The organism is Streptomyces sp. NPDC002888 (genome assembly GCF_042888465.1).
GTDB lineage: Bacteria > Actinomycetota > Actinomycetes > Streptomycetales > Streptomycetaceae > Streptomyces.
Genome location: NZ_JBIAPU010000008.1, coordinates 37,350 through 52,960 on the forward strand (window position 1 = coordinate 37,350; position 15,611 = coordinate 52,960).

Consider the following 15,611-nt stretch of genomic DNA (forward strand, 5'->3'; position numbering starts at 1 on the left):
ACGTGAATTGCGCACCGATCGGCGCTTCTTCTCCTCGCCACGGGGGCCTATCCTCCTGCCATGGAGGCGCTGGCCGTACGGCTGTCGGGACTGGACTCGTACGTCGAGGGCGCGATCCGCGTCGTCGCGTTCTACGACACGCTGATGCGCCGACGGGTGGATCTCCCGGCGCTCGCGCGGGCCTCGGCGGGCCTGGCCGAGTGCGTGGCCGGGATCCGGCTCCACGGCACGGGGCGGGCGATCCGGATCTCGCCCGACGGCAGGGAAGCGTCCTCCGCGCCGGCGCCCGCGTCCACCACGGTGCCGATCACCCTCGACGAGGAGGAGATCGGCACGGTGTGGCTGGAACGCCCCGGCCCGCCGAATCCTCTCGACGAAGTGCTGCTGGACCGGCTCGCCATCGCCGCCGCGGGGACCGTCGAACGGTACGGCCCGGCCCGTACCACCATGGCCGACCCCGCCCTCGTCGAACTGGTGATCAGCGCCGACAGCGACGAGACGGCCAGAGCACGGGCGCTACGGCTCCTGGGCTTCACCGCCGACCTGCCGGTCCACGTCGTCGCCGTACGCTCGCGGCTTCCGCTCGACCGGATCGGCTCCCTGCTCTGCCCCGCCCGCCCCGTGAAGGCGGCGTCCCTCGCAGACGTGGGCGTCATCCTGGCCACCACCGTCGACCCCGCCCGGATTCCGGCGGGCGTGAGCGCGGGCATCGGCGCCGCCGAAAGCCCCGACCGCTCCTGGCAGCAGGCCCGCACCGCCCTGCGCTTCACCACCCCACGCCGACCGGTCGTCCACTACGACGAACTGGGGGCGTTGGCGCTGCTCGCCCAGGTGCCCCCAGACGCCGCGCGGGACAACGCCGACGTGAGTGCGCTCGCCCGCATCGCCGGCCACCCCGAAGACCTGGAGACTCTGGACGTCTACTGCGCCACCGGCTCCCTGCGCCGGGCCGCCGACGTTCTCCACCTGCACCACAGCAGCGTCGCCCGCCGACTCGAACAGATCGGAAAGACCCTGGGCATCGAACTCACCGAGCCCACCGGCCTGATACGGGCCAAGCTCGCCCTCACCACGTGGTGGCTGCTCAACGAGTCCTGAGTGCACGCGCGCCACGAGATGATGACCCCATGCATCGCGATCTCCGGCTGGACAACGTGGGCCGCCGATATGCCCTCCGCGGCCCCTGGGTGTTACGCGGCATCGACCTGACGATCCCCCCGGGCACCCTCACCCGCGTGGACGGACACAACGGCACCGGCAAATCCACCCTCCTCCGTCTGCTCGCCCGCATCGACGCGCCCACGGAGGGCCGCGTCACCGGCCACCCCCGCACGGCATACGTCCCCGAGCGCTTCCCCTCCGCCCTCCCCTTCACCCCCCTCGGCTACCTCACCCACCTCGGCACCGTCCACGGCCTCTCCCGCCCCTCGGCGGCCCGCGCCGCAGGCGACTGGCTGGAGCGCTTCGGCGCGACCGCCTACGCCCGCACGCCCATGGCCCAGCTCTCGAAGGGCAGCAGCCAGAAGGTCGCCGTCGCCCAGGCCCTCCTCGCCGAACCGGAGTTGCTGATCCTGGACGAGGCCTGGACCGGCCTGGACGAGGACGCCCGCGCCGAACTGGAACGGGCGGTCGCGGAACGCACCGCGGCCGGCGGCGCGGTCGTGTTCGTCGACCACGACCCGCGCCGCCTCGCGGGCGCCCCCGACGCGACGTACGCCGTGCACGAGGGCACCCTCGCCCGCCGCACCGAACAGCAACAGCGGACCGCGCCGACAGGCCCCCAGGTGCTCGTCGACGTGCGGGCGCCGGCCGGCGGACCGCCCCCCGCCGAGGCCGCCCGGTGGATCACCACCGCCGAGGAGACCGCACCCGGCACCCACCGCCTCACCGTCCCCGCGTCCCACTCCGACGTCCTGCTCCGCACCCTGCTGACCGCCCGCCCTGCGTGGCACGTGATGAGCGTCGGCCCGGCCCCCGTCCCCGCCCCCGACGGGAGCACCCGATGACCGCCTTCGTGGTGCGGCGCACCGCCCCCCTCCCCGCCCCCGACCGGAGCCGCAGATGACCGCCCTCCTCCGCTACCAGGCCGCCCTGCTCATGCGCTCGCAGCGCTGGTTGCCGCCGGTCATCCTGTACGCGGCGTTCCTGGCCGTCGGCGTGCAGAGCGGTCAGCCGGTGCTCGACTCGCTGGGGTACACGGCCGCCGCTCTCCTGCCGGTCGCGGCCTGGCTGGTGCGGATCTGTGTCACGGGTGAGCCGCCCGCCGCCCGCGCCCTGGTCGCCGCCGCGGCCGGACCGGGGCGGGCACACCTGGCGAGTCTGTTGACGGCGGCGGGCGTGGCGGCGGTGCTGGGCGTGGCCGCGACGCTCGTGGTGACGTTGATCAGCGATCCGGTCAGCGCGGACCACCAGCGGCGCGTCCCGCCCCTCGAGGCCTGCGGCGCCGGTCTGCTCGCCGCCCTGACCTGCGCGCTGCTCGGCACGGCCGTCGGCGCGCTCACCGCGTGGCCCGTGCTGCGCTCGCCCGGCCGGGCGGTCCCGACGCTGCTGCTCGCGGCCCTGCTGACGCTGGTCGTGACGGGTTCACCGGCGCAGGCGGCGGTCAGCGGCCTGGTCACCGGATCGCGCTCCGGCACGGTCCCGCTGCCCCTGCTGCCGACGGCCGCGGCCGCCCTCCTCGCGACGGCGTCCTGCGCCGCGGCCTGCGCGCTCACCTCGCGCAGGTCGGCCTGAGCAGGTCAGCCCGAGCAAGCAGTGCGCTGCGCCTCCTGCCACTCACACACCGGGCAGAGCGTGATCCCCTTGTACGACTCCGGGTACTCCGTCGGCTTCCGGCACATCACGCACTCCGCGTACAGCGGTCCGTCGGCCCTGGGCGGCCGGGTCGCGTCGATCAGGCAGTACGAGTTGTCGCTGTCGTCGCTCATGCCTCCAGCGTACGAGCCTCAGCGCCGCCCGTACGTGGCCCCGATCAGCTCGGACACCTTCACGAACCGGAAACCCCGCGCCCGCAGCTCGGGCACGACCGCGCGCACGGCCCGCTCGGTCGTCGGGGCGGCGCTGCGGGTGCAGTGCAGGACGACGACGGACCCCGGCCGCACCCCGTCCAGCACCTGCCGGGCCACCGCGTCGGCGTCCGTCGCGAAGGCGTCACCGCCGACCACGTCCCACTGCACCGCGGTCACACCGGTACCGGTCAGCGCGCGCAGCGCCCGGACGTCGTAACACCCGCCGGGGAAGCGGAAGTACGGCATGGCGTGCGGCACGCCCGCCTTGCGGAAGGCGGTGTACGCCCGTTCCACGTCGGTCCGCATCCGGTCCTCGGGGACGGTGGGCAGTCCGTAGCAGTCGCCGGTGAAGGCGTAGTGACTGTAGGAGTGGTTGGCGACCTCGAAGAGCGGGTCCCGGCCGATGGACCGGGCCTGGACGGGATACTGCTCCGCCCACCGGCCCGTCATGAACACGGTGGACGGCACCCTCAGTTCCCGCAGCGCGACGATCAGCTCCGGGTTGTCGAAGTGCTCGCCCGCCGCCGCTCTGGGCCCCTGCCCGGCGGTCATGTCGGCGTCGAAGGTGAGGGCGACGACCTTGTCCTGTGTCCGGGGCCCGTTGCTGAAGACGGGGATCAGGCCGGCGGGCCCGGGCGCGAGGGTGGGAGGCCGGGTGACGGTGGCCGTGGGGGCCGGGCGCGGGGCGCGGGGTGCCTCGGGGGCGGTGGCCGTGCCGCAGGAGGTGAGAACGGCGGCCCCGAGGGCGCAGACGGTGGTGACACGTCGTACAAGAGGGATCACTGTACGAAAGTATGGCGATGTGTCTTATATACCCGGCATCCGTGGCCGCCAGGTCACCCGCTCGGAGTCACCACGCGAGCCGCCGCACTGAATGATCCGCTCACCACTCCCGCCGCTCCAGCGGCCGCGTCGCCGGACCCTGCACCACCTTGCCGTCCGTGTCGAAGCGGGAGCCGTGGCAGGGGCACTCCCAGGCGCGTTCGGCGGTGTTGAAGGCGACGAGACAGCCGAGGTGGGTGCAGCGGGCGGACAGGGCGTGCACCTCGCCCTCCTCGTCGCGGTAGATCGCGGCGTGCTTGCCGTGGACGCGGACCACGGCGCCCTCGCCGGGCGGGACGGCGTCCACCTCCGGTGTCGTCCGCAGCCGGTCGCCGACGAAGTGGCGGGCCACCTGCGCCTGGTGCTTGAGGAACGCGGGAGCCTCCCGTACGGCGGACAGGACGCGGCGCGGGTCGTACAACTCGCTCCACGCGCACTTCTCGCCGGTGATCAGCGCGGTCAGCAGCCGGCCCGCCATCACCCCGCCGCTCAGGCCCCAGCCGCCGAAGCCGGTGGCGACGTAGGCGTGCCGGGCGCCCGGGTGCAGCGGGCCCACCAGCGGCACGGTGTCGGTGGAGTCGTTGTCCTGGGTGGCCCAGGCGTGGGTGAGGCCGACGCCGGGGAAGTGCTCGCCGGCCCAGTCCGCGAGCCGCTCGAAGCGGGCCGGGGTGTCGCCCGTGCCGGGTGTGAAGTGCTCCCCGGTGACGACGAGCAGCCGCCGCCGGCCGTCCTCCCCGTACGGCGCCGTCCGTACCGAGCGGGTGCCCTGCTCGGGCGTGATGTACATGCCGTCCGGGTCGTACTCCGTGTCCAGGGCGCCGGCGACGACCAGCTCGCGGCGCGGGGAGAGCCGGGTGAACAGCAGGGCCCGGTCGAAGATCGGGTAGTGCGTGGCCACGACCACGTCCCGGGCGGTCACCGTCGCCCCGCTGTCCGTCGCCAGACGGCACGGCTCGCCCTCGTCCAGTCCCACCACGGTGGTGTCCTCGTACAGCCGCGCGCCCCGCGCCGCCAGGCCGTCGGCGAGGGCCAGCAGGTACTTGCGCGGATGGAACTGCGCCTGACCGGTCACCCGCACCGCGCCCGCCACCGGGAACGGCAGCCCGGTCTCCGTCACGAACGACGCCGGCAGCCCCGCCTCCCGCGCGGCCTCGGCCTCCGCCCGCACCTGAGCGACCCGGCTCGGGTCGCGGACGTACGTGTAGGCGCTCCTGCGCTCCCACTCGCAGTCGACGCCCAGCTCGTCCGCCACCTCGGCGACGTGCTCGACCGCCTCCGTCTGGGAGCGGGCGTACAGCCGCGCCCCCTCCGCGCCGCGGGTGCGCCGCAGCCGGTCGTAGATCAGCGTGTGCAGCGCGGTGAGCTTGGCGGTGGTGTGCCCGGTGACCCCGGCGGCGATCCGCCCGGCCTCCAGCACGGCCACGGACCGCCCCGCCCGCGCCAGCTCCCACGCCGTGCTCAGCCCCGCGATCCCGGCGCCGATCACGGCCACGTCCACGCTCAGGTCCTCCGACAGCGGCGGACGCGCGAGCCCCGGGGCAGTCTCCAGCCAGTACGAACCCTTGACGTGCCGGTAGTCGGTCATGCCGGCCGAGTACCCCCTCAGCTGCCCTTCAGCAGCCGTCCCCGGCACCGCGCCGCGTCGAAGTCCGTCTCGGTGGGGGTCCAGCAACGCTCCACGGCGATCTCGTGGGCCTCAGCCGCCGGGGGTGCCTCCGGCGTCGTACGCCGACAGGTCGGGCCGGTTCGCCCACGGGCAGCCGCAACAGCTCCCGCAGGCCGGCCGTCCCGTGCGGCGCGTCCTTGTCGGTCACGGGGGCACCCCCTGTCGCTCCTGTGGGTGTCGCTACCCCCGCCACGGCCCCCGGACCGCGAATGTCGTGCCCGGGGTGTAGCAGTTGACGTACATCGTCTCGCCGTCGGGGGAGAAGGTGACGCCTGCGAACTCGCCCCACTCCGGTTCGCCCGGCGTTCCGATGTTCTGGCGGCCGCGGGCCATCGCGTACACCTCGCCGCGCCTGGTGACGCCGAAGACGTGCTGGGCGCCGTTGCCGTCCTCGCAGACCATGAGGCCGCCGCCGGGGGCGAGACAGATGTTGTCCGGCGACTCGCCGGGGAGCTGGACGTCGGTGTCCGGGCCGAAGACGACCACCAGCGTCAGACGGCGGCGCGCCGGGTCGTAGCGCCACACCTGGCCGAAGTGGTCGGCGGCCGAGCCGGCCTCGGCGACGGCGAACGACGACACGAAGTACACACTGCCGCCGCCCCAGTAGCACCCCTCCAGCTTCTGCGCGTGGGTGATGCCCTTCGGGCCGTAGTCCTGGAGGCGGGTGGGGGTCTGGGCGGCCAGCGGATCCGGTACGTCCACCCACTCGATGCCGTCGAAGGTGGCGCCCGTCTCCTGGATCGAGGACAGGTCGGGCACGCCCGGCACGCGCATCGCCTGGAGTCTGCCGCCCGCGCGCAGCGAACCGACGCCGCCGAGCGGCCTGTTCGGCAGGAAGCGGTAGAAGAGGCCGAACGGCTTGAGGAACGCGTCCTCCGTCTCGTACACCACGCCCCGGTACGGATCGATCGCGATCGCCTCGTGCTGGAAGCGGCCCATCGCGGTCAGCGGCACGGCACCGGTGCGCCGGGGGTGCGCCGGATCGACCTCGAAGATGAAGCCGTGGTCCTTGGTGTAGCCGTTGGTGCCGGCCTTGTCCTCGGTCTCCTCGCAGGTCAGCCACGTGCCCCAGGGGCTGGGCCCGCCGGCGCAGTTGACGGCCGTACCGGCGATCGCGACCCGCTCGGAGAGCACGTCGCCGTCGGCGTCCAGCGTCAGGGCCGTACAGCCGCCCTTGCCGGCCGGATCGTAGGTCAGGCCGTCGACGGTCGGGACGGGGAACTTCGCCGTCGGGCGGTTCTCGTGGTTGCGGACCAGATGGACGCGACCGTGCCGACCGGCAAGCGCGGTCATGCCGTCGTGGTTGGACGGCACCGGCCCCTCGCCGGAGCGCAGCGGGTCGCCCTCGCGGGACAGCACCCGATAGCGGAATCCTTTCGGCAGGTCGAGCAGGCCGTCGGGGTCGGGCACGAGGGCGCCGTAACCGGTGTGGCCCAGGGTCTGTGCGGCGGCGCTGTTCGCGAAGAGGTCGGAGAGGCTTCCGGCGAAGGCGATCGAGACGCCCAACGCACCGGTGCGGGCGAACAGCTGACGCCGTGTGGATCCACTGCGGGTGGACATGGAGCAACCTTCCTGCTGGCGGACAGGACTGTGACCCCGCTGTGTGTATCACGCGCCGTCGATCACCGGTACCACGCGCGTAGCACGTGTCACGGGCCGAGGCTCTGTTGCCCCGGCGTCTGCGGTGGCGTCTCCTGCGGTGCCTGAGGCGGTGTCTCGTGTGGCGCCTGTGGTGATGTCTCGGGTGGCGCTTGCTGTGATGTCTGGGGCGCCCGCTCCAGGAACCGCAGCAGCTCCACCGGGAACGGCAGCACCAGCGTCGAGTTCTTCTCGGCGGCGACCGCCACCACGGTCTGCAGCAGCCGCAGCTGGAGCGCGGCGGGCTGGTCCGACATCGCCTGCGCCGCCTCGGCCAGCTTCTTCGACGCCTGGAGTTCGGCGTCGGCGTTGATGATCCGGGCCCGCCGTTCGCGGTCGGCCTCGGCCTGCCGGGCCATGGACCGCTTCATCGTGTCCGGCAGCGACACGTCCTTGATCTCGACGCGGTCGATCTGCACGCCCCAGCCGACGGCCGGGCTGTCGATCATCAGCTCCAGTCCCTCGTTGAGCTTCTCCCGGTTCGACAACAGGTCGTCCAGTTCGCTCTTGCCGATGATGGAGCGCAGCGAGGTCTGTGCCATCTGCGAGACGGCGAAGCGGTAGTCCTCGACGTTGACGATCGCGGCCGACGCGTCCACGACGCGGAAGTACACGACCGCGTCGACCCGCACGGTCACGTTGTCGCGGGTGATGCCCTCCTGGGCGGGAATGGGCATCGTCACGATCTGAAGGTTGACCTTGTGCAGCCGGTCCACGGCGGGGATGACGAGGGTGAATCCCGGTGCGCGCGCCTCGGCGCGCACCCGTCCCAGCCGGAAGACCACGCCGCGCTCGTACTGCTTCACGACCCGCGCGGCGGCCGCGAGATACACCAGACCCGCGGCACCGACCGCCGCGGCCGCTCCCAGCAGCTCCTGGAGCATGACGACCTCCTCGTCGAGGCCCTTTATGTCTGCTCCTGACACGATATGCCCGGCTCGAGATCCTGGTCGAGCCAGAATCCCGGGCCGGGCTTCGGTGGGTGCCTAGGCCGGCTCGGTCACCTTGACCGGTTCCGTACCGACCGAGCTGTGCCGCTCGGCCCAGCTCTCCAGCGCCGTACGGCAGGCGTGGTCCAGGTGGTGCAGGCCGGACAGGTCCAGCTCGACCGGCCGGTCCTGGGGCAGCGACTCCAGGCTGTCGAGGATCTTCGGAAGCCTGAGGAAGGTCGCGTTGCCCGACAGGTACGCCTGGACGGGTCCGGCGCCCTTGTCGACGATCTCCAGCCGGATGTGCGAGGCCTCCCAGGCCGTCTTGACGACGGCCAGCGCGAGACCGATGAGCACGCCCTCGAACATGCTGACCGCGACGATCGACACGGCCGTCACGACGAGTATCAGCGCCTCGCCGCGGTGCTCGCGCCACAGCCCGACGATCTGCCGGACGGGGATGAGCTTGGCGCCGGCGTGCACCAGGATGCCCGCCAGGGCCGGGATCGGGATGTACGCCAGCACGTCGGGCAGCAGCGCCGCGAACAGCAGCAGCCACACGCCGTGCATCACCCGGGACGCCTTCGTCCGCGCGCCCGCCTGGACGTTGGCCGCGCTGCGCACGATCACCGCGGTCATCGGCAGTGCGCCGAGCACACCGCACACCGCGTTGCCCGTGCCCTGGGCCACCAGCTCCTTGTCGTACTCGGTGCGCGGACCGTCGTGCAGCCGGTCCACGGCCGCCGCGCTGAACAGCGACTCGGCGGACGCGATCAGCGTGAAGGCGATGACGGTGCCGATCAGGCCGACGTTCGCGAGCTCACCGAACTCGCCCAGTGACGGCGGCTGGACGGAGCTCAGCAGGCCCTGCACCTCGACGGTGGCCACCGGCAGGCTGAACACCAGGACGGCCAGCGTCGCGAGGCCCACCGCGGCGAGCGGACCGGGGACCGTACGCAGCTGCTTCGGCATGCGCTTCCACAGCACCAGCACGGCTATGGTGCCCGCGCCGACCGCCAGAGAGGTGAGCGCTTCGGTGTTGCCGAGGGCGTCCACGAGTGCCCCCGGCAGTCCGGCGATCTTCCCCAGGCCGGATTCCGGGGCCTTGACGTCGACCATCGAGTACAGCTGTCCGGCGATCAGCACGAGGCCGATTCCGGCCAGCATGCCCTCGACGACGGAGACCGAGATGGCCCGGAAGTAGCGCCCCAGCTTCAGGAGGCCCATGAGGATCTGCAGGGCGCCGGTGAGGAGCACGATCACACCGAGAACGGGCAGCCCGAACTCCTGCACCGCTTCGTAGACCAGCACGGTCAGACCCGCGGCCGGTCCGGACACCTGCAGGCTGCTGCCGCGCATGAGCCCGGTGACGATGCCGCCCACGATGCCCGTGATGAGCCCGAGCTCGGCCGGCACACCGGAGGCGACGGCCACGCCGACGCACAGCGGCAGCGCGACCAGGAACACCACGAGGGAGGACGCGAAATCCTGCTTGAGATGGGGGAACTTGCTCTGCTTGGTTGCTTGCTGGGTTTCTTGCTGAATCGTCTGGTCGCTCATCGGGGCGCTCACAGACCCTCGAAGGCGTCGGTGTCCGCGCTGTGTTCGCGGACCGCTCCGGTGTGCACCTCGTAGTACCAGCCGCGTACCCGCAACTGGTCGTTCGCCAGCCGCTTCTCCACGCACGGGTAGGAACGCAGTCGCAGCAGCTGGGCGAGCACGTGGTTCTGCACGGCCGCGGCGACGGTCGGGTCGGCCGCGTCCACCGCTCCCGGCTCGTCGGCGGCGTGCGCGAGCCAGTCACGGACGGCGGGCACGGCGTCGAGGTCGTCGCCGCGCACGAGAGCGCCGACGGCACCGCAGTGCGAGTGACCGCAGACGACGATGTCCTGGACGCCGAGGACCTCCACGGCGTACTCGATGGTGGCTGCCTCGCCGCTGGGGCGGTCGGAGCCGTAGGGGGGAACGATGTTGCCGGCGGTGCGCAGTTCGAAGAGCTCTCCGGGACGGGCGCCCGTGATCAGGGCGGGGACGACCCGGGAGTCGGAGCAGGTGATGAACAGCACCTGCGGAGACTGGCCTTGGGCGAGCTGGGCGAACTCCTCAGGGCGCTGTCCGAACGTGCGGGCGTTGTCGATGAGGGGCTGCATGACGTGGTGACTCCTCCTGGCGCGCCGTGGGGGCGCGTCGGATGTGCAGGACAGGGTGGGGGGAACTGCTCTGCTGTCAGCAGCGGAAGACCTGGAGCGCTGCCGGAGTGTGGGCTGTCGAGGATCTCGACGATCTGTGGAGCAGGACGCCGGGCACCGCCTGTCGGCGGTCGGGCGCGGGGTCCTGTGCCCGCAGGGGGCGCTCGGGCGCCTGGGCCGCCGAGTCGGCCGTGGCCCGGAAACGGTCGCGGGTGCGGGCCGGGCTCGTCGTGCCGCCCGAGTGGGCGCAGTTGCCGGATGTCACCCGCTCGTCGCGCAGCGTCTTGGCCTTGGGTTTGATTCCGGGCTGAGCTTTGGCCTCGACCTGACGGGGCGTGTGCGCGGGTGCGAAGGAGGGCGTGACGGTGAAGAAGGGGAGCGCGAGCAGGGCGGCGGCGAGGATCGAAATCAGGGTCCGGGCCGTCGTACCTCGGAACATGCGCCTCCCTTCCGGCCATTCACGCCTCTAGTCCAGACCAACGATTGGTCAATGACTGGTCAAGAAGCACGTTAACCCTGCGAAGTTGTTTGCAGGGTTAACTCGGTGTTTCGAGTTCAAGAGAGCGTGAAAAGCACAGGTTTTCTGGCGTGATCTTACCCTTGACCCGGAGGGAGTCTTCAGTTATTGGCTCGTGCGGACGTTCGATCAGGCGGGCTCGACGAGCCGCTTGGCGTCCCGGGCCAGCGCGGTGAGCCGGGAGATCGCCCGGAAGTACTTCTTGCGGTAGCCGCCGTTCAGCATCTCCTCGCTGAACAACTGGTCGAAGGGCAGCCCCGAGGCCAGGACGGGCACCTCACGGTCGTAGAGCCGGTCCGCGAGGACGACGAGCCTGAGGGCCGTCGACTGGTCGGGCACCGGCCGCACGTCGGTGAGGCAGACGCCCTTCAGGCCGTCCGTCAGCGCGCCGTATCTGCTGGGGTGGACGCGGGCGAGGTGCTCCAGCAGGTGCGGGAAGTCGTCGAGGGAGGCGCCCTCGGTGGCGTACGCCGCCTTGGTCACCTCCTCGTCGGAGTACGGCGCCGGTGCCTCGGGCAGCCCACGGTGGCGGTAGTCCTCGCCGTCGATGCGCAGCGCGCGGAAGTGCGCGGACAGGCCCTGGATCTCGCGCAGGAAGTCGGCGGACGCGAACCGGCCCTCGCCGAGCTTGCCCGGCAGGGTGTTGGAGGTGGCGGCGAGCGCGACGCCCGCGTTCACCAGCTTGCCCAGCAGGGTCGAGACCAGGACGGTGTCCCCGGGGTCGTCCAGCTCGAACTCGTCGATGCACAGCAGCCGGTGCCCCGAGAGGGTCTGCACCGTCTGCTGGAAGCCGAGGGCGCCGACGAGGTTGGTGAGCTCGACGAACGTGCCGAACGCCTTCAGCGCCGGCTCGGCCGGGGTGGCGTGCCACAGGGAGGCCAGCAGGTGGGTCTTGCCGACGCCGTAGCCGCCGTCCAGGTAGACGCCGCGCGGCCCGGCGGGGACCTTGGGCGTCCTGGCCTTCCCGAAGCCGAACAACCCGCGCCTTCCGGCACCGCTGGCGTGCGCGCCGCCGAGCCCGCCCGCGAAGCCCTCCAGGACCTTGACGGCCTCGGTCTGGCTGGGCTGCTTCGGGTCCGGGATGTACGTGCTGAAGCGCACCGAGTCGAACCGCGGGGGCGGCACCATCTCGGCGACCAGCCGGTCGGCGGGGACGTACGGCTCACGGGTGCACAGGGACACGGGGGCCGCGTCGGCAATCGGGCTGAGACCGGAGGACGCCTGGGCGGAGGTGGAGGAGGACACGCTTACCCATGCTAGAGGGCGTGCCACACTGCACGGATGCGACGCCTGTTCCCTGTGACCGACCAGACAGCGACGAAGACCGCCTCCGGCGGGGGCGGCAGGGGAGAGAGGGATGCGGCTGAGGCTGGGGCTGCTCGGGCCTCGGGGGCTGCTGGGGTTCGTGAGGCTGATGCGGTTTCTGAAGCTCTGGACGCCGGTGGGGTCTTCGGTGCTGGAGGCTCCGGGGAGACCTCGGAGGCCGGCAAGGCCTCCCGGGCCGGTATTTCCGGGGAGGCCCCGGGGGTCGATTCCGGCCACGGTGGTGTCCCCGCGGGTGACGGATTTCCCGGGGGTGATCTCGTCGACCGGGAGTGGAGTCTCGACGAGCTCGCCGCCGCCTACGCCTATCCCGAGGCCGGGCCCGGCGGGCGGGAGCCGTGGCTGCGGGCCAACATGGTGTCCACGCTCGACGGCGCCGCCCAGCACGACGGCCGCTCGCACCTCATCTCCAGCACGGCCGACATGCGGATCTTCGGTACCCTGCGCGGCCTCGCGGACGTGGTGGTCGCCGGCGCGGAAACGGTACGCCAGGAGGGGTACCGGCCGGCACGCGTGCGTGCGGAGTTCGCCGAGCTGCGGGAGGCGGCGGGGCAGGCCCCGGCCCCGGCGATCGCGGTGGTCTCAGCCAGTCTGGAGCTCGACTTCACCCTCCCCCTGTTCACCTCGCCGGTGACCCCCACCCTCGTCCTGACGGGCGCCGCGGCCTCCCCGGACCGGATCGCGACCGCGGAGAAGGCCGGCGCCCGCGTGGTGATCGCCGGTGACGGCGTCGGCGTGGAACCCGCCCGCGCCGTACGGGCCCTCGCCGACCTCGGACACACCCGGCTGCTCACCGAGGGCGGTCCGCGGCTGCTGGGCCAGTTCGTGGCGGCCGGCGTGCTCGACGAGCTCTGCCTGACCATCGCCCCGCTGCTCAGCGCCGGTGACGCGCAACGCATCGCGGGCGGGCCGTCGGTGGCGGTACCGCGACACTTCGAGCTGGTGTCCCTGCTGGAAGAGGCCGGGTTCCTGTTCAGCCGCTACCGTCGGTCCTGAAAACTGGCGGAATCATCCCTTCCGCCTGGATTCCGGCGGGCACACTGGAGGCCTGGTACGGCTCACGGAGGGAAGAGGGTCCACGGGATCCCATAGGAGAAGGGGCGCTGGTGTTCACAAGCGTTTTGATGATCGAGAAGGCCCTGACGTCCGCCGACGTGGAGTTCGTCACCACCTTGCACGGGGAGGAGCAGGTCTACTTCCACGTGCTGCTCCAGCCACGCGGCGACCAGGCGGACCGGCTGCTGAGAGCCATCGACGACGTCGCGCTCGGCGAGCTCGACGAGGCGAAGCGGGAGCGGGAGACGCCCGAAGGGGAGGAGGCGAAGGGGTTCGGTGAGAGGGCCCTGGAAGTGTCCCTCCAGGCGCTGCATGCCTCCGGCAGTGAGGCGGAAGGGCGGCTGGTCGAGGATCATCCGTTGGATGCGCTGAAGTCCCTGGCGGGGGAGGTCGAGGCGGACGAGGTGATCGTGCTGACCGACCCCCACTACGTGGAGGAGTTCTTCCACCGGGACTGGGCGTCGCGGGCGCGGCACAAGGTCGGCGTACCGGTTCTGAAGCTGTTCTCGCACAGCAAGGCGTGAGGCGTTCCGTACGGCCACGGCGTGTGCCATAGGGTTCGGGATGACTGAACGTTCGCCGTACCACCCAGGAGACACACATGGCACCCGGCCTTCCCACCGCCATGGACCGACCGCACTTCATCGGCATCGGCGGCGCCGGGATGTCGGGGATCGCGAAGATCCTCGCCCAGCGCGGGGCGAAGGTGGCGGGCAGTGACGCCAAGGAGTCGGAGACCGTCGCGGCGCTGCGGGCGCTGGGTGCCACCGTGCACATCGGGCACGCGGCGGAGCACCTCGCGGACGACGCCGGCTGTGTCGTCGTGTCGTCGGCGATCCGGGCGGACAACCCGGAGCTGGCCCGGGCGGCGGAGCTGGGGATTCCGGTGGTGCACCGGTCGGACGCCCTCGCGCGGCTGATGGACGGGCTGCGTCCGATCGCGGTCGCCGGTACGCACGGCAAGACCACGACGACGTCCATGCTGGCGGTGTCGCTGTCCGAGCTGGGCCTGAACCCCTCGTACGCGATCGGCGGCGACCTGGACGCGCCCGGCTCCAACGCGCTGCACGGCGACGGGGAGATCTTCGTCGCCGAGGCGGACGAGTCGGACCGCAGCTTCCACAAATACGCGCCCGAGGTCGCGATCGTCCTCAACGTCGAGCTGGACCACCACGCCAACTACGCCTCGATGGACGAGATCTACGAGTCCTTCGAGACCTTCGCGGGCCGGATCGTGCCCGGCGGCACGCTGGTGATCTCGGCGGACCACGAGGGCGCGCGGGAGCTGACGCGGCGGCTGGCAGGCTCGGTGCGGACGGTGACGTACGGCGAGGCGGAGGACGCCGACGTGCGGGTCCTGTCCGTGGTCGCGCAGGGCCTGAAGAGCGAGGTCACCGTCCTGCTGGACGGGCGGGAGCTCACCTTCGCGGTCTCCGTCCCGGGCCGGCACTACGCGCACAACGCCGTCGCCGCGCTGGCCGCCGGTGCCGCGCTGGGCGTCCCGGCCGAGGAACTGGCGCCCGCGCTGGCCGCGTACACGGGCGTCAAGCGGCGCCTCCAGCTGAAGGGCGAGGCCGCGGGCGTCCAGGTCATCGACTCCTACGCCCACCACCCGACCGAGATGACGGCCGACCTGGAGGCGATGCGGGCGGCGGCCGGTGAGGCGCGCATCCTGGTGGTCTTCCAGCCGCACCTCTTCTCGCGTACCCAGGAGCTGGGCAAGGAGATGGGCCAGTCGCTGTCCCTCGCGGACGCGTCGGTCGTGCTGGACATCTACCCGGCCCGCGAGGACCCGATCCCCGGGGTGACCAGCGAGCTGATCATCGAGGCGGCGCGGGCGGCGGGCGCCGATGTGACGGCGGTGCACGACAAGGCCGAGGTGCCGGCGGTGATCGCGGGAATGGCGCGGGCGGGTGATCTCGTTCTCACCATGGGCGCGGGCGATGTCACCGACCTCGGCCCGCGGATCCTGGACCGTCTCGCAGCGCAGTAACAGAAGTAAGGGGTTGGCCCTCATGTCGTACGACGTCGAAAAGCCCGACGAAGAGTGGCGGGCGGAGCTGACCCCGGCCGAGTACGCGGTGCTGCGGCAGGCCGGCACGGAACCCGCCTTCATCGGTGAGTACACCGACACGAAGACGCAGGGCGTGTACGCCTGCCGGGCCTGCGGCGCCGAACTGTTCACCTCGGACACCAAGTTCGAGTCCCACTGCGGCTGGCCGTCCTTCTTCGACCCGAAGGACAGCGACGCGGTCGAACTCATCCAGGACCGCTCCCACGGCATGCTCCGCACGGAGGTCCGCTGCGCCCGCTGCGGCTCGCATCTCGGGCACGTGTTCGAAGGCGAGGGCTATCCGACGCCGACGGATCAGCGGTACTGCATCAACAGCATCTCGCTGAGGCTGACGGCGGACGAGGGCTGACGCAGGTTCCCGCACTTTCGGGGCATTCCCGCTTCGCGCG

Annotated in this window: 16 protein-coding genes; 7 read left to right on the forward strand and 9 right to left on the reverse strand. The window is 71.9% G+C overall.

What is annotated here, in order from left to right:
• Positions 1 to 60 precede the first annotated feature (60 nt).
• Genes ACFYWX_RS15070 through ACFYWX_RS15080 form a run of 3 tightly spaced genes read left to right on the forward strand, consistent with a single transcriptional unit; the run spans position 61 to position 2,733 of the window.
• A complete protein-coding gene (locus ACFYWX_RS15070; protein ID WP_389424442.1) occupies positions 61 to 1,098 on the forward strand; it encodes a PucR family transcriptional regulator in 1,038 nt (345 codons plus the stop codon).
• A 29-nt stretch (positions 1,099 to 1,127) separates the two neighbouring features.
• Positions 1,128 to 2,006 carry an ATP-binding cassette domain-containing protein gene (locus ACFYWX_RS15075; protein ID WP_389424443.1) on the forward strand — a complete coding sequence of 293 codons (879 nt, stop codon included), beginning with the start codon at positions 1,128 to 1,130 and terminating at the stop codon, positions 2,004 to 2,006.
• Between the two features lie 55 nt (positions 2,007 to 2,061).
• A complete protein-coding gene (locus tag ACFYWX_RS15080) occupies positions 2,062 to 2,733 on the forward strand; it encodes an ABC transporter (protein WP_389424444.1) in 672 nt (223 codons plus the stop codon).
• Positions 2,734 to 2,738: 5 nt separating this feature from the next.
• On the opposite strand, the gene ACFYWX_RS15085 is transcribed toward ACFYWX_RS15080, so the two are convergent.
• From ACFYWX_RS15085 to zapE, 9 genes are all read right to left on the reverse strand, one after another.
• Positions 2,739 to 2,927: a hypothetical protein gene (locus tag ACFYWX_RS15085; protein ID WP_389424445.1), complete on the reverse strand. Its 189-nt coding sequence runs from the start codon at positions 2,925 to 2,927 to the stop codon at positions 2,739 to 2,741.
• A gap of 18 nt (positions 2,928 to 2,945) precedes the next feature.
• Entirely contained in the window at positions 2,946 to 3,791 is an 846-nt protein-coding gene (locus ACFYWX_RS15090; protein WP_389424446.1) for a polysaccharide deacetylase family protein, read from the reverse strand.
• Positions 3,792 to 3,891: 100 nt separating this feature from the next.
• Positions 3,892 to 5,415, reverse strand: coding sequence for an FAD-dependent oxidoreductase (locus ACFYWX_RS15095; protein ID WP_389424447.1), 1,524 nt, complete (start codon positions 5,413 to 5,415; stop codon positions 3,892 to 3,894).
• A gap of 261 nt (positions 5,416 to 5,676) precedes the next feature.
• Entirely contained in the window at positions 5,677 to 7,056 is a 1,380-nt protein-coding gene (locus ACFYWX_RS15100; protein WP_389424448.1) for an alkaline phosphatase PhoX, read from the reverse strand.
• Positions 7,057 to 7,145: 89 nt separating this feature from the next.
• A complete protein-coding gene (locus ACFYWX_RS15105; RefSeq protein ID WP_389424666.1) occupies positions 7,146 to 8,018 on the reverse strand; it encodes an SPFH domain-containing protein in 873 nt (290 codons plus the stop codon).
• 102 nt (positions 8,019 to 8,120) lie between these two features.
• Positions 8,121 to 9,623 carry a SulP family inorganic anion transporter gene (locus tag ACFYWX_RS15110; protein WP_389424449.1) on the reverse strand — a complete coding sequence of 501 codons (1,503 nt, stop codon included), beginning with the start codon at positions 9,621 to 9,623 and terminating at the stop codon, positions 8,121 to 8,123.
• A gap of 8 nt (positions 9,624 to 9,631) precedes the next feature.
• On the reverse strand, positions 9,632 to 10,213 hold the full coding sequence (locus tag ACFYWX_RS15115; protein WP_389424450.1) for a carbonic anhydrase: 582 nt from the start codon (positions 10,211 to 10,213) through the stop codon (positions 9,632 to 9,634).
• 76 nt (positions 10,214 to 10,289) lie between these two features.
• On the reverse strand, positions 10,290 to 10,691 hold the full coding sequence (locus ACFYWX_RS15120; RefSeq protein ID WP_389424451.1) for a hypothetical protein: 402 nt from the start codon (positions 10,689 to 10,691) through the stop codon (positions 10,290 to 10,292).
• Positions 10,692 to 10,898: 207 nt separating this feature from the next.
• Entirely contained in the window at positions 10,899 to 12,014 is a 1,116-nt protein-coding gene (zapE, locus tag ACFYWX_RS15125) for a cell division protein ZapE (RefSeq protein WP_389424452.1), read from the reverse strand.
• A gap of 261 nt (positions 12,015 to 12,275) precedes the next feature.
• On the opposite strand from zapE, the gene ACFYWX_RS15130 reads away from it, so the two are divergent.
• From ACFYWX_RS15130 to msrB, 4 genes are all read left to right on the forward strand, one after another.
• Positions 12,276 to 13,088, forward strand: coding sequence for a pyrimidine reductase family protein (locus tag ACFYWX_RS15130; protein WP_389424667.1), 813 nt, complete (start codon positions 12,276 to 12,278; stop codon positions 13,086 to 13,088).
• A gap of 128 nt (positions 13,089 to 13,216) precedes the next feature.
• Positions 13,217 to 13,672, forward strand: coding sequence for an indole-3-glycerol phosphate synthase (locus ACFYWX_RS15135; RefSeq protein WP_389424453.1), 456 nt, complete (start codon positions 13,217 to 13,219; stop codon positions 13,670 to 13,672).
• A 77-nt stretch (positions 13,673 to 13,749) separates the two neighbouring features.
• Positions 13,750 to 15,141: a UDP-N-acetylmuramate--L-alanine ligase gene (murC, locus tag ACFYWX_RS15140; RefSeq protein ID WP_389424454.1), complete on the forward strand. Its 1,392-nt coding sequence runs from the start codon at positions 13,750 to 13,752 to the stop codon at positions 15,139 to 15,141.
• A 22-nt stretch (positions 15,142 to 15,163) separates the two neighbouring features.
• The gene (msrB, locus tag ACFYWX_RS15145) at positions 15,164 to 15,571 is read left to right on the forward strand and encodes a peptide-methionine (R)-S-oxide reductase MsrB (protein ID WP_389424455.1); all 408 of its coding nucleotides are present in this window, start codon (positions 15,164 to 15,166) and stop codon (positions 15,569 to 15,571) included.
• Positions 15,572 to 15,611: the final 40 nt, after the last annotated feature.